The organism is Clostridium sp. AM28-20LB, from assembly GCF_003480665.1.
Taxonomy (GTDB): domain Bacteria; phylum Bacillota; class Clostridia; order Lachnospirales; family Lachnospiraceae; genus Otoolea; species Otoolea fessa.
This window is the reverse complement of record NZ_QUJN01000002.1, coordinates 175,679-189,434: the sequence shown is the minus strand read 5'-3', so window position 1 is coordinate 189,434 and position 13,756 is coordinate 175,679. Positions and strand designations below refer to the sequence as shown.

12 protein-coding genes are annotated in these 13,756 nt (G+C 52.7%); 2 read left to right on the top strand and 10 right to left on the bottom strand.

The window, feature by feature from the left end; genetic code table 11:
* Positions 1–168: 168 nt before the first annotated feature.
* A complete protein-coding gene (locus DW739_RS05615; protein WP_118742781.1) occupies positions 169–2,013 on the top strand; it encodes a DUF885 domain-containing protein in 1,845 nt (614 codons plus the stop codon).
* A gap of 73 nt (positions 2,014–2,086) precedes the next feature.
* Here DW739_RS05615 and DW739_RS05610 read toward each other — a convergent pair whose 3' ends face one another.
* From DW739_RS05610 to DW739_RS05595, 4 genes are all read right to left on the bottom strand, one after another.
* The gene (locus tag DW739_RS05610; protein ID WP_022358467.1) at positions 2,087–2,620 is read right to left on the bottom strand and encodes a GerMN domain-containing protein; all 534 of its coding nucleotides are present in this window, start codon (positions 2,618–2,620) and stop codon (positions 2,087–2,089) included.
* 105 nt (positions 2,621–2,725) lie between these two features.
* Entirely contained in the window at positions 2,726–3,172 is a 447-nt protein-coding gene (locus tag DW739_RS05605; protein WP_022358468.1) for a MarR family transcriptional regulator, read from the bottom strand.
* A gap of 238 nt (positions 3,173–3,410) precedes the next feature.
* Positions 3,411–3,947, bottom strand: a complete 537-nt coding sequence (locus tag DW739_RS05600) for a hypothetical protein (protein WP_022359373.1) — start codon at positions 3,945–3,947, stop codon at positions 3,411–3,413.
* A 164-nt stretch (positions 3,948–4,111) separates the two neighbouring features.
* A complete protein-coding gene (locus DW739_RS05595) occupies positions 4,112–4,753 on the bottom strand; it encodes a nucleoside recognition domain-containing protein (RefSeq protein ID WP_117796537.1) in 642 nt (213 codons plus the stop codon).
* Between the two features lie 280 nt (positions 4,754–5,033).
* Here DW739_RS05595 and DW739_RS05590 point away from each other — a divergent pair, with 280 nt between their 5' ends.
* Positions 5,034–6,908: an ABC-ATPase domain-containing protein gene (locus DW739_RS05590; protein WP_118742780.1), complete on the top strand. Its 1,875-nt coding sequence runs from the start codon at positions 5,034–5,036 to the stop codon at positions 6,906–6,908.
* 139 nt (positions 6,909–7,047) lie between these two features.
* Here the strand turns inward: DW739_RS05590 and DW739_RS05585 are convergent, their stop codons facing one another.
* The 6 genes from DW739_RS05585 to fabD form a co-directional block, all read right to left on the bottom strand.
* The gene (locus tag DW739_RS05585; RefSeq protein ID WP_107000849.1) at positions 7,048–8,154 is read right to left on the bottom strand and encodes a nitronate monooxygenase family protein; all 1,107 of its coding nucleotides are present in this window, start codon (positions 8,152–8,154) and stop codon (positions 7,048–7,050) included.
* A gap of 61 nt (positions 8,155–8,215) precedes the next feature.
* Positions 8,216–10,108, bottom strand: coding sequence for an acetyl-CoA carboxylase, carboxyltransferase subunit beta (accD, locus tag DW739_RS05580; protein ID WP_118493602.1), 1,893 nt, complete (start codon positions 10,106–10,108; stop codon positions 8,216–8,218).
* Positions 10,109–10,128: 20 nt separating this feature from the next.
* Entirely contained in the window at positions 10,129–10,551 is a 423-nt protein-coding gene (fabZ, locus tag DW739_RS05575) for a 3-hydroxyacyl-ACP dehydratase FabZ (RefSeq protein ID WP_022359380.1), read from the bottom strand.
* Positions 10,552–10,675: 124 nt separating this feature from the next.
* Positions 10,676–11,920, bottom strand: coding sequence for a beta-ketoacyl-ACP synthase II (gene fabF, locus DW739_RS05570; protein WP_118742779.1), 1,245 nt, complete (start codon positions 11,918–11,920; stop codon positions 10,676–10,678).
* Between the two features lie 159 nt (positions 11,921–12,079).
* Positions 12,080–12,820, bottom strand: coding sequence for a 3-oxoacyl-[acyl-carrier-protein] reductase (gene fabG, locus DW739_RS05565; RefSeq protein ID WP_118742778.1), 741 nt, complete (start codon positions 12,818–12,820; stop codon positions 12,080–12,082).
* A complete protein-coding gene (gene fabD, locus DW739_RS05560) occupies positions 12,814–13,746 on the bottom strand; it encodes an ACP S-malonyltransferase (protein ID WP_118742777.1) in 933 nt (310 codons plus the stop codon). Before fabD ends, fabG begins: the two co-directional genes overlap by 7 nt.
* Positions 13,747–13,756: the final 10 nt, after the last annotated feature.

Below are 13,756 nucleotides of genomic sequence, written 5' to 3'. Positions count from 1 at the left end.
AGCCTCTAACCGCCCATGGTTTTCCATCTGCGATTAAAGGCAAGCCACCTTCTTTTCTCTGCCTTTTCTTCATATATAAATATATAGATTAAGTCTATCTGTTTTGCATCCCTTTGTCAAGTATGGTATACTTGCAGACATATATATTTGTTTTGGAGGTATTATATTATGCAGAAACGCTTTTCCTTCCCGCCCCTGCCGCGCACAGCGCTCGCGCTCGCTGCAGCTGCTGCCCTGGCGCTCTCCGGATGCACTGGTTCTTCCGGCTCAGGAACCCCCGCCGAATCCTACGCCGCTTCCGGGCAGACTGGTTCTCCTTCCAATGCATCGTCCGATGCTGCCAGCGAACAGGCGCGTTTTGATGCGTTTCTGGCACACCAGTTTCAAGAAAGCGTGCAGGACGATCCGCTCTCCCTTCATTTTCTTGTCCGGAATCCGGAAAATTACGGTATCACCGAACCGGAGATGAAATTTCCAGAATATTCCCTGGAACAGCTTCAAAAGGATTCCGAGGAAAACGCGGCCGTTCTTGAGGAACTTTCTTCCTTCGATACCTCTCTCTTGACCTCCGACCAGCTCTTCACCTACCGGATGATGAAGGACACACTGGAGACGGAAGCCGGCTCGAAGGGACTGGAACTCTACAATCAGCCGTTAAGCGCCCTGATCGGCACGCAGGCGGAACTTCCGACCTTATTAGCCGAATACACATTTTACAACCGTGCCGACATCGACCATTACCTGGCACTGCTTTCGCAGATCGACACATATTACAAGCAGCTCGCAGCGTATGAACAGGCACAGGCAGACGCCGGTCTCGCACCGTCCGACGACACCATCGACCGGATTTTAAAATCCTGTAAGAGCTACCTCATCCGCCCGGAAAACAGCCTGCTGACGGAAACATTTGCCTCCCGCTTAAATGCGGTTGAGGGCTTAAGCGATGCAGAAAAGGCGTCCTACAAAGCAAAACATCTGACCATTTTAAAGGAACACTTTATCCCGGCATATACAAACCTCTCTAAAGCACTGGAATCGCTCAAGGGCTCCCATCCGGAGGCAGGAGGACTTAGCACCTACGAACACGGCAGGGAGTATTATGCCTATCTTGCGGCGGCGCTGACCGGCACAGATTCTTCGGTCGATGCGCTCAAAACGCGGATTGAGAAGCAGATGCAGGCAGATTTATCCGAAATCCGCGTCCGCTTAAAGGAACATCCGGAACTCGTCCGGCAGATGACCGACTCTGCCATCACACTCTCCGATCCGGATGAGATCCTTCAGAATTTACAGACGCAGATTCAGGATGATTTCCCAGCGCTTACAGATACCTCCTACGCGATCAAATACGTCCCGGAAGCGCTGGAATCTTCCCTGTCCCCGGCGTTTTTCCTCGTACCGCCGATCGATTCCGACGGTTCCAACACCATTTACATCAACGAAAAAGCAAGCACTGAGCAGAACCTCTACACCATGCTGGCGCACGAGGGCTATCCGGGGCATCTCTACCAGTCGGCTTATTTCAATGACCGGGAGCCGGTTCCGGTACGGCGGCTTCTTGCCTGCGGCGGCTACAACGAAGGCTGGGGACTCTACAGCGAACTGTACGCCTACTCCTTCGACAACGGACTGCCGGAAGCGGTCAAACCGCTGATGCGCTGCAGCGAAGCCAGCAGCTACGGGCTGTACGCGCTTCTCGACATCTGCATCCACTATGATGGCTGGGATCTCGCCACAACCACCAGTTATCTGGAAAATTCCTACGGATTTACGGATCCGGAATCCGCGCGCGAGATATACCTGGCAATCATTGATAATCCGGGCAATTACCTGAAATACTATACCGGCTATCTGGAAATCCTGACCATGCGCCAGGAAGCCGAGGAGGTACTTGGAAACAAATTCAACGCCAAGAGCTTCCACCAGTTCATCCTGAACATGGACGGCGCTTCCTTCCGGGTCATCAAACCGTATTTTCAAACATGGCTGATGACGGAGAAATTGCACGTATAAGAGAAAAAGAGCGGTATCTCCCTGTATGCATCCGCAGACTTCAGGGATCCCGCTCTTTTCGCATTTTCATGCTTTAGTTTACTTTCTTGTAATTCTTCTCAAAGCTCATCGGACCGTCGCCGATCTTCTCGCCTGCTACGCTCAACTCCAGCGTCTTTGCCTCGTAGTTCTGGATAAATGTATTGGCAATGGCCATGACAACCAGCTTGTCAGAGGACTCCTTTAAGGAGGAGAGATCCAGCGTCAGGGCGCCGTCCTTCTGCTCAAATTTATCCACGGTGATTCCCTCTTCAATGACGCCCACCTCTGCCATCTTATCAAGCAGTTCCTGTGCATCCAGCTCATCGCCGTCAATGCCATCCATATTCTGTTTTAAGCCGCTCTTATCAGATTTTACAGAATATACGCAAACGGTTACCGTCGGATCTGCATCCGTTACCACCATGCTTTCTTTCTCAGCCACGCCGTCTACAGTCTCCTGCTGCGCCGCACCTGCCGGGGCAGTTCCATGTTCGCTGGTTTCTCCTGTATTTCTTGCCGTCGGCGCACATGCGCCCAGAACAGCTGCCATCATAAGACCAGCTGCCATTACCATAAATTTCTTCATAATGTACCTCCTTGTATTCTCCTCGCAGCAGTTGCTTCACGGTTTTCGCAACCGTTTTTGTCTTTCACACCTGTTTCCATCCAGTGCAGACTACATCCATTCTTTTTACCGCTGCCCATCCTTACTCCTAAACCACTGATTCAGCTTCATCAGCGCCTTTACCAACGTCTGCATCTCATCTTCCGACAGATCGCTTGTCAGGCTCTCGATCATCTCCCGGTGGAACCGGGCGTGATGCCCATACGCTTTTCTGCCCCGCTCTGAAAGAGAAATATATACGACCCGCCGATCCTCGAGTCCCCGGCTTCGTTCCACATAGCCTTTTTTGACCAGGCTGTTCATGGCAATCGTGAGCGTTCCCACCGTAACGGACAGTTCTCTGGCAATCGATGACATATTTTTCGGTTCACCAATCCCGATCGCTTCGATCACATGCATATCGTTATTCGTGATGTCTTTAAACTCCGGCGTAATGATTACCTTCTGTTCTATGTCCATCACATCGCGGAACAGCGTCACCAGAAGCTCATTCAGCGTCTCATAATTTCCCACAGTTTTCCCTCTCATCCTTGGTTTCAGCGCGCAAAACGGCAATTTACCCTACCGATTATACAATATTCTGTGCGGCAAGACAACTAGCAAATTTCTTACATCTTCTCTTATACCATAGCACTTGTTACTGTTCACGCACACGTGCCCAGTAACGGAATTTGCCGTGGCTTCGCATTTAAATACGGCAAATTCCTGCTGCCACCACGTTTTCTTACGGCACTTTCGGTTCCAAAAGTGCCTACCCGTGAACAGTTACCATAGCACTACATAAGATACTCGCCACAAGCCCCGCGAACGTTGCAATCAGCGCCCCCGCAAGCGTCCATCGCGTCTTTGAGATCCGCACGGTCAGATAGTAGACACTCATCGTATAAAAAACCGTCTCCGTGCAGCTCTCAAGAACCGACACCATCATGCCGAGCCGCGAATCGGGTCCATACGTTTTAAAAATATCTAAGAGAAGCCCCGTCGCCGCCGAACTGGACACCAGACGCACCAGAAGCAGCGGAACCACCTGTGCCGGTATATGCAGAAATGCCGCCGGTCCCGCCAGCACCCCGGAGAGGAAATCGAGAAAACCGGAGGTCCGAAGCACGCCGACCGCCGCCATCAGTCCCACCAGCGTCGGCAGGATTCCAGCCACCGTTTTAAGCCCCGCAAGCGCCCCTTCGATAAAATCATCAAAAACCGGGCGTTTCTGAAGCACCGCAAACCCAACGATATAAAACAAAACAACCGGAACCAGGTATTCAGAGAGGTAATTGATGCAGCGCATTTGACGGCTCCCGTGTCTATACTTGTTTTATATGTATGGTTTGAATCCGCGTTCTATGATAACGGATCTGTTTCCAGAGCCCCTTATTTTAACAAGGGCATTATAGGGGATAAATTTGTTTTTTGTGTGAAATTTTTCCCCTACATGACGCCAAATTGCGTTTTCTATTTCCAGCCATCCTTTTTTATTGATTTATATTGCTTTCTCCTGCACATCACGCGGCACACCGCCACTCCTGCCAGCGTGCTGACACAGGTCGCCAGGAACGCCGGACCGGCCACTGCCAGCGGATGCGCCGATCCGTACTGGCTCCGGTAGGCGATCATATTGATAGGAATGAGCTGCAGCGATGAAATATTTACGACCAGAAACGTACACATTTCATCGCTCGCCGTTCCCTGTGTGACCGCCGCCGGATCCCCCGCCGCTCTCCGTTCCTCCTCCAATTCTTCCAGCTCCTTCATCGCCGTAAGCCCCGCCGGGGTCGCCGCCCAGCCAAGCCCCAGCATATTGGCAATCATATTGGCGGCCATCGAAGAAAGCGCCGGATGACCCGCTGGAATGCGTGGAAAGAGGAAATGAAGCACCGGCCGCATCCCCGCCGACAACTGCTCAATCAGCCCCGCCCGCCGTCCGATCTCCAAAATTCCCGTCCAGAACGCCATCACCCCCAGCATCGTGATTCCCAGCGAGACTGCATCCCCCGCCGCTGCAAGCATTCCCTCCGTCACCGCCCCCAGCGTCCCATGCACCGCCGCCCAGCCAAGCCCCGTAAGCATCATAAACGCCCAGAGTGCATTTAACATGCATCTACCTCCCTGCTGTCATATGGTACGCTCAGAACATTTTATACTCAGACAAGTATAAAAAGACGCCAAATATACACCATCATAAATAGATACAATTATATCGTTTCTTTTCGTCCATTCCGCTTGCATTTCAGAATTTGGATCTTTAAAATAAGAACTATCATCTCCTTCACATGACAGACATTCTTTGAAAAAGGTCATTTTATATGGATTCTCCTGCCAAAAACCGTGAAGGCATTGAAATATGATTTAATATTATGAAAACGAGGTATTCAGAATGAAACAATCCGCAGATTTAAAGCGTCTCCTCACCTCCATCGATCACAAAAGCTACCCGGCTTACAAGGATGTGCGCGGCGCTTATGATTTTAATACGTATATTTTATCCATCGACCATGTACAGGGTGACCCATTTGCTTCCCCTTCCAAGGTCAGTGTCCAGATCCGCCATACGAAAGCCGGATTCCCGGCAGAGCTCTTTGATACGCCGTGGAAAAAAACAGCACTTGAAGATTACCTGCTCCGCTGTTTTTCCCGTGAAATCGGTCGTCTTTCTTTCAAGGCAAAAGGTTCTGGAAAAAGTGGTCTGATCGCCACCAGCCGCCCCGGTCAGGAGGTCCTCTCCCGGACCGCCTGCGAGATCGGAAGAAATGAGATTACAGCCCGTTTTGAGGTTGGTTTCCCGGCATTCGGGCGCACCATCAACTCCGGTGAACTGATCCGGATTTTCTTTGATTTTCTTCCAGGCTGTGTCGAAAACGTCTTTTTCTACCGCCGCCAGAACACCGCTGAAATCAAAAAACGCATCACGCTGGCGGACGATCAGCATTTTATCCGCAATGAGTTAAAACGCTTAGACCTCGTCTCCTTCGTCGCAGACGGCTCAATCCTGCCGCGTGAAACCGGCGTCTCCGACCGTCCGATGAAGGGCAGTGTGGCGTTCCATTCCCCGGATTCCTTAAGAATCACTCTGAATCTTCCGGGACACGGTCCGATCTCCGGCATGGCAATCCACCGCGGCATCACCCTGATCGTGGGCGGCGGCTACCACGGCAAATCCACACTGCTAAAAGCGCTGGAATCCGGCGTCTACAACCATATTCCGGGGGATGGACGTGAATATGTCATCACCGATGAAACCGCAGTCAAGCTGCGCGCCGAGGATGGACGCAGCATCAACCACGTTGATATTTCCCTCTTTATCCGGGATCTGCCGAACAAAAAAGACACCACCTGCTTTTCCACCGCCGATGCCAGCGGCAGTACCTCCCAGGCGGCAGCCGTGATCGAAAGCATTGAAGCAGGAACCCGCGCTTTCCTGATCGACGAGGACACCTCCGCTACCAACTTCATGCTGCGGGACGACCTGATGCAGCGCATCGTCAGCCGCGATAAAGAGCCGATCACCCCGTTCATCGAACGCGCCCGCGATCTCTACAAGCAGGCAGGCATCTCCACCGTCCTCGTAGCTGGAAGCTCCGGCGCCTACTTCTTCATCGCAGACACTATTATCCAGATGGATGCATACCGCCCGTTTGATATCACGGAGATGGTAAAAAATGCCTGCGAACAGGAGGCTTCCAAACCCGCCATCCAGGCGCCTGGGTTCAAGCTCCCGACGGCTGGACGGAGGCTGGCGGCTGGCGGGACAGGACGGGCTGTGGGCGCGATGGCGCTGGATTTTGGCGACAGCCGCGCAGAAGCTGGCGGTGAATCTCAGGAAGAGGGCGAAAACAGCGGTCGTTCCGGACGGTTTGTCAATCGCGGCGGCAGCGCCTCCGATGCAGGACGCTTTGAACGCGGTCGCGGAGGGCGCCGCGAAGCTGACCGAAATTCCGACCGGAACACGCGTATCAAAGTCCGTGTCCACGACAAACACTCTTTTCAGGTTGCCAAAGAGCCGGTCGATCTGCGCTTCGTCGAACAGCTTGCCGACAGCGAGCAGACCGCCGCACTCGCCCAGATGGTGCGCTACTGCCTAGAAAAAGGCCTTCTGGAGCGCTGCACCGTACAGGAAACGGTTGCCACACTCTTAAAAGCCTATGAAGCAGACGGGCTCTCTGTGTTCAGCGATGCTTCATATGCGGCCATGGGACTGGCAATGCCGCGCGTGCAGGAAATTTATGCTTGTTTGAATCGTTTTAGGGGATGATTTTTAAGATAAATATAAAAAGAGGGCTGCATTTTGCAAACCCTCTTTTTATATTTTTGCATCTTATATCAAACTATTTGCAAGTTTCATCTTGGCTTATCCCTGAACTCTGCCAAAATCTATGGTGCCAAGATCTATCCTACCCTTCGCACAGCGCCCGCATCACGCCCTCAACCGTCTCTATCTTCTCTGCTCTCCACGCGTTTCCGCCGCAGAAAATCAGAGCATGATCCTCATCACCGCGGGCGGCATTGACGAGTGCCTGCGTGATGCAGTATGGGATCTTCGCCGGATCACAGTGTTCCAGACACTGGTAACAGTGTGTCACTGCCTGTCTTCCTTTTTCCAGTTCTTTTAAGAACGCATTCTTGATCGCGCGTCCCGGCATGCCGACCGGACTTTTGACAATCACGATGTCCTCTTCCTTCGCATCCAGATATGCCTGCTTATATGCCATCGGTGCATCGCATTCCTCGGTTGTCACAAAACGGGTTGCCACCTGCACGCCGTCCGCGCCAAGCTCCATCTGGTGCATCACATCCGCATGGTCGTAGATGCCGCCAGCCGTCACAACCGGAATCGATTTGCCATATTTCTGCGCGTATTTTTTAACCAGCGCGATAATTCCCCGCACTTCCTCGTCATATTCCGCCTGATGGAATGTCTCGGCTGCGTGCGGCGTGTCTACCTCCAGCTCGGTCAGCTTCTCACGGTCAAATCCCAGATGTCCGCCCGCCAGCGGTCCCTCAACGACCACCAGATCCGGTGCGGTCTGGTACTTGCGGTCCCACATCCGGCAGATGACCGTCGCCGCCTTAACGGAGGAAACGATCGGCGCAATCTTCGTCGCCGTCCCTTTCACATACTCCGGCAGGGAAACAGGAAGTCCTGCGCCCGATATGATCAGGTCAGCGCCCGCCTTGACCGCCGTTTTAACGTACTCCGCATAGTTTTTCGTTGCCACCATGATATTAAAGCCCACGATGCCGCCCTTCGCGATCGCGCGCGCCTTCTGTAACTCTGAACCGATCGCGCGCAGGTTCGCCTCCTGCGGATGTTCGGCAAAATCCGGCTCCCGGAAACCGATCTGGGCAGTGGAAATAATGCCGATGCCGCCAGCCCCCGCCACGGCTCCTGCCAGCGAGGACAGGCTGATGCCAACCCCCATACCGCCCTGGATGATCGGAAGCTTCGCCGTCAGATCACCAATTTTCAGCGGTTTCAACTGTGATAAAATTGTACTCATACGATCTCCTATATTCACAAAGGGGACCGCCGCGCGGCAACCCCCTTTCAATATCTATTTTTTAGATTTTTCTAAAACGTTCATACCGCTGCTCCGCGATCTCATCCGGCGTCTTTTCCGCGCAGGACTGGAAGAACTCACGCATATGGCGGTCGATGATGCGTCCGATCTCCTCGATGTTGTCATCGGTTGCCGGCTCATCCTCGCAGATAATGCGCTCGATCATGCCAAGCTCATACAGATCCTCTGCCGTCATCTTCATGACCTTCGCCGCCTCGCTGGCTCTCTTGGCATCTTTCCACAGAATCGAAGCAAAGCCCTCCGGAGAAAGGATCGAGTAGGTCGCATTCTCCATCATCCATACCTCGTTGGAAACCGCCAGCGCCAGTGCGCCGCCGCTGCCGCCCTGACCGGTGATAATCGCCAGAATCGGCACCTTCATATCCGACATTTCAAAGAGGTTGCGGGCAATCGCCTCGCCCTGGCCTCTCTCCTCTGCCTCCATACCCGGGAATGCACCTGGCGTATCGACAAAACAGATGATCGGACGGTTAAATTTCGCCGCCTGTTTCATCAGACGGAGCGCCTTTCTGTATCCTTCCGGAGACGGCATGCCGAAGTTGTGCTTCATGCTGTCTTTCGGGGATTTACCTCTCTCCTGTCCAATGACCGTGACCGGCATTCCATAGAAGGATGCCACACCGCCGATGACCGCCATATCATCGCCATAATACCGGTCGCCGTGGAACTCGGTAAAATCGTCAAACAGGATCCGGATATAATCGCTGGCGTTCAGACGTCCGGCGCTACGGGACTGGCGTACTGCCTCCCAGGCGTCTCTCTCTCGGCCTGCGATCTTATTTAAGGTCTTCTGGCGCATGATACCGGAGAACGGTGCTTTCCGGCTCTTTAACTTGCCTTCCTCCACAGAAGCTGCTTTTTCTGCCTTGGATGCAGATGCCGCTTCTGTGTGGTTCTCCGCCTCGTCGTTCCATTTCTCCCAGCCATGCTCCTGGCTGTGAAGCTTCAAAATCTGTCCCAGAACACGCTTCTGATCTTTTCTTTCCACGATCTGATCCACAAAACCGTGTGTCAGCTGGAACTCGGCTCTCTGGAAGCCCTCCGGGAGCTTCTGGCCGATCGTCTGCTCGATGACACGCGGACCCGCAAATCCAATCAGCGCTCCCGGCTCTGCCAGGATGATATCGCCCAGGGACGCAAAGCTTGCCGTTACGCCGCCGGTGGTCGGATCCGTCATAAAGCTTATGTAGAGAAGTCCCGCCTCGGAATGACGTTTTAAGGCTGCGGAAGTTTTCGCCATCTGCATCAGGGAGATCATGCCCTCCTGCATTCTCGCGCCGCCGGAAGCCGCGTAGATGATAACCGGAAGCCGTTCCTCGGTCGCACGCTCTACCGCACGGGCAATCTTCTCTCCCATGTTGTGACCCATGCTGCTCATCAGGAAACGGGAGTCGCAGACCGCAATCACAGTCTCATAACCGTGAATCTTTCCTTTACCAGTGACAACCGCCTCATTTAACTCAGTTTTCTCTCTGGCTGCCTCAACCTTGCCCTCATAGCCCGGAAATGCAAGCGGATTGACCACAGACATCTCCTTATCCCACTCTTCAAAGGTACCTTCATCGATCAGCATCTCAATCCGGCGGTACGCATGCATCCGGAAATATCCGCCGCAGCGCGGGCACACATACAGGTTGTCCTTGACATCCTGCACCAGAATCGGTTTCTCACATTTATTACACTTACGCCATAAAGAACGCAGACTTTCCGGCGTCATCGCCGTCGGACGGCTCGGAATCTTCTCCGGTTTTTCCTGTGCTGCCTCTGCCGCCCTTTTATCTGCTTTCGCACTCTCCGCACGGCTTACGCCGGCAGAACCGTGGTCGTTTGTATTGATCGAAGTATACGATTTCTTAAACAGATTTTTAAACATCTCTTATTCAACCTCACTTATTAGCCAATCATAAACGTCAGCTCTGCGGAAACAGCCAGCTTGCCATCGACGGTTGCCGTCGCACTTCCGATGCCGACCGGTCCTTTTCTCTTGATGATATGGCACTCCAGCTTTAACTTGTCGCCCGGAACTACCTTTTTCTTGAATTTTGCGTTGTTGATTGCCCCGAAATATGCCGTCCTGCCCTTATTTCCTTCTTCACTTAAAATCGCAACCGCGCCGACCTGCGCCAGCGCCTCCACGATCAGGACGCCCGGCATGACCGGCTCCTGCGGAAAATGACCTGCAAACCACGGCTCGTTGTATGTTACATTTTTATATCCAACCGCGCCCTCGCCCGGTGTCACTTCCTCGATACAGTCGATCAAAAGAAACGGATGACGGTGCGGGATGATCTCCTGGATCTCTTTAATTCCCATCATAATTTCAGTTACCTCTTTCGCTTTCCCAGACATCATTTTTGTATGCTGCAAGTCTCTTCCGCCAGCTCCAGTGCGCTGCTTCCAATCATTCAATCATCCACACAAAAACGTCCTCAAATTATATTTAGTCCTCAAATTTCTTGATTACCAGGCTGGCATTGACACCACCAAATCCCAGGGAGTTGGTCAGGGCATAGTGGATATCCATCGGAACACCCTCGCCCATCGTGTAATCCAGATCGCAGCCCTCGCCTGCCTCTTTTAAACCTGCGGTTGCGTGTACAAATCCATCCTCAATGGATTTCACGCAGGCGATAAACTCAACACCGCCCGCTGCACCTAAAAGATGTCCAATCATCGACTTAGTGGAGTTAATTTTTACCTTGTAAGCGTGATCGCCCAGCGCTTTTTTCACTGCCATCGTCTCGAAGAGATCGTTATGGTGTGTACTGGTTCCATGTGCATTGATGTAATCAATCTTCTCCGGTGCGATACCTGCATCCTTGAGCGCCATCTCCATCGCATACGCTGCGCCGCTTCCATCCTCTGCCGGAGAAGTGATGTGGAATGCATCGTTGCTTCCGCCGTAGCCGACTACCTCTGCCAGAATCTTTGCGCCGCGCTTCTGCGCGTGCTCTAAGGACTCCAGAACTACGATACCAGCGCCCTCGCCCATGACGAAACCATCGCGGTCCTTATCAAACGGACGGGATGCCGTCTCCGGGTCATCATTGGTAGAAAGAGCCGTCAGAGCCGCGAAACCTGCCATACCGAGCGGTGTGATCGCAGACTCGGTACCACCGGCTACCATCACGTCTGCCTCGCCGTATTGGATCGAGCGGAACGCCTCACCGATGGAATTTGTACCGGTCGCGCAGGCAGTTACAACGTTGATGGATTTGCCCTTTAAACCATAATGCAGTGCTACATTGCCGACTGCCATGTTGCTGATCATCATCGGAACGAGCAGCGGATTCACGCGGTTCGGTCCTTTTTCCAGCATTTTTTTATGCTCACGTTCCATCGCCTGTAAGCTTCCGATACCGGAACCGATGCTGGTTCCCACGCGGAACGGATCCTCTTTTTCCATATCCAGACCCGCCTGTGCGATCGCTTCACCGGCTGCCGCTACCGCATACTGAGAAAACGGCTCCATACGTCTCGCCGCCTTCGGATCCATGTATTTCTTCGGATCAAAATCCTTTACCTCGCCTGCCAGCTTTGCCTTATAATCAGTTGTATCAAAATATGTGATCGGCGCAATACCGACTTTTTTATCCTTTAATCCCTGCCAGAAGCTTGCTACGTCATTTCCAATCGGAGTGATCGCTCCCAGACCGGTTACTACTACACGTGTCTTATTTCCCATCTAAAAACCTGCCTTTCTATCGTCACAGTTCACACGTTGTGCAAACTGCGACACGATTTTGCCGATGCTTCGCATTCCAAATCGGCAAAATCTGCTGCCACTACGTTATCGTACGCCACTTTCGGTTCCAAAAGTGCCTATCTGTAAAGCACCTTTTCCCTACATCGCCATTCCGCCGTCCACGCACAGAACCTGTCCTGTGATGTAGGCTGCGCGGTCAGAAGCCAGAAATACGGCTGCCTGCGCTACATCCTCGGTCGTACCGAAACGTTTTAACGGAATCTGCTCGCCCATCGCTTTCTTCACATCGTCCGGAAGAACGGCGGTCATTTCCGTATCAATAAATCCCGGTGCAATCGCGTTGACCGTGATACCACGGCTTCCAATCTCCCTTGCCACGGATTTGGTCAGTCCGATCACGCCCGCCTTGGACGCACAGTAATTTGCCTGTCCCGCATTTCCCATCACGCCGGAAACAGAGGAAATATTGATGATGCGTCCGCCCTTCTGCTTTAACATCTGGCGGGATACGTGCTTAATGCAGTTAAATGCGCCCTTTAAGTTCGTATCGATAACAGCGTCAAACTCTTCCTCACTCATCTTCATCAGAAGATTGTCACGGGTAATGCCCGCGTTGTTGACTAAAATATCAATTCTCTTATAGCGGCTGATAATGTCCTTTAAGAACACCTCCGCCGCGCTGTAATCCGAAACATTGCACTGAACGGCTTCCGCCTGTCCGCCCGCCTCGGTAATTTCCCTTACGACATCCTCTGCTTTTGCCGCAGAGCCATTATAATTGACGATCACCACAGCGCCCTCTTTCGCCATCGAAATAGCGATCTGACGGCCAATGCCGCGGCTGGCACCTGTCACAACTGCTACTTTTCCATTTAACATCCAAACGCCTCCTTTACTTTGTCGATATCTTCCAGTTTCTCTATATTGAACGCCTTCGCGTTTTTGTCGATTTTACGCATGAAACCAGTCAGGGTCTTACCCGGTCCGATCTCAATAAATGTGTCCACACCGTCTGCTAACATCTTCCGGATCGTCTGCTCCCAGCGGACAGAGGAAGAAACCTGCTTCATCAGAAGCGGCTTTACATCGGCTGCATTGGTCACATAATCTGCCGTCACATTCGCAATATACGGAATCTCCGGTGTATGAATCTCAACGGTATCGAGTACCTTTCCAAGCTTCTCGCCAGCTCCCACTAACATCTTGGAATGGAACGGTCCGCTTACCTTTAACGGAAGAACGCGTTTTGCGCCCGCTTCCTTCAATTTCTCTCCTGCCTCGGCAACCGCCTCTGTCTTACCAGAGATAACAATCTGTCCCGGGCAGTTATAGTTGGCAATCTGCACGCCCTCGATCGGCGCGATCACCTCTTCGATCTTCTCTGCATCCATCGCCAGTACGGCAGACATGGCGCCCTGACCAACCGGGACTTCGCCCTGCATCAGGATACCTCTCTGCCGCACGGTACGGATGGCATCTTCGTCAGACATAACGCCTGCAGCCGCCATTGCAGGATATTCTCCCAGGCTCAGGCCCGCAGCCACATCCGGGCAGATTCCGGTACGTTCCATGAATACACGCATCATCGCAAGGCTGGCGGTTACCATCGCCGGCTGCGTATACTCCGTGATATTCAGACGGTCCGTCTGCGCCGGATCAAAGCAAAGATCGGTCATTGAAAACCCAAGGATCTCGCTTGCTTTCTCAAACATCTCGCGTCCCGTTTCCGTTTCCTGATAAAAATCCTGTCCCATGCCAGTGGTCTGTGCGCCCTGACCCGGAAAAATAAATGCAATTTTGCTCATAGCGTTACAC

Coding starts and splice junctions, on each gene's coding strand:
- DW739_RS05600 (WP_022359373.1), bottom strand. CDS start 3,947: ATGCGCTGCATCAATTACCTCTCTGAATACCTGGTTCCGGTTGTTTTG.
- fabG (WP_118742778.1), bottom strand. CDS start 12,820: ATGTTAAATGGAAAAGTAGCAGTTGTGACAGGTGCCAGCCGCGGCATT.
- fabF (WP_118742779.1), bottom strand. CDS start 11,920: ATGGGAAATAAGACACGTGTAGTAGTAACCGGTCTGGGAGCGATCACT.
- accD (WP_118493602.1), bottom strand. CDS start 10,108: ATGTTTAAAAATCTGTTTAAGAAATCGTATACTTCGATCAATACAAAC.
- DW739_RS05590 (WP_118742780.1), top strand. CDS start 5,034: ATGAAACAATCCGCAGATTTAAAGCGTCTCCTCACCTCCATCGATCAC.
- fabD (WP_118742777.1), bottom strand. CDS start 13,746: ATGAGCAAAATTGCATTTATTTTTCCGGGTCAGGGCGCACAGACCACT.
- DW739_RS05615 (WP_118742781.1), top strand. CDS start 169: ATGCAGAAACGCTTTTCCTTCCCGCCCCTGCCGCGCACAGCGCTCGCG.
- DW739_RS05585 (WP_107000849.1), bottom strand. CDS start 8,154: ATGAGTACAATTTTATCACAGTTGAAACCGCTGAAAATTGGTGATCTG.
- DW739_RS05595 (WP_117796537.1), bottom strand. CDS start 4,753: ATGTTAAATGCACTCTGGGCGTTTATGATGCTTACGGGGCTTGGCTGG.
- fabZ (WP_022359380.1), bottom strand. CDS start 10,551: ATGATGGGAATTAAAGAGATCCAGGAGATCATCCCGCACCGTCATCCG.
- DW739_RS05610 (WP_022358467.1), bottom strand. CDS start 2,620: ATGAAGAAATTTATGGTAATGGCAGCTGGTCTTATGATGGCAGCTGTT.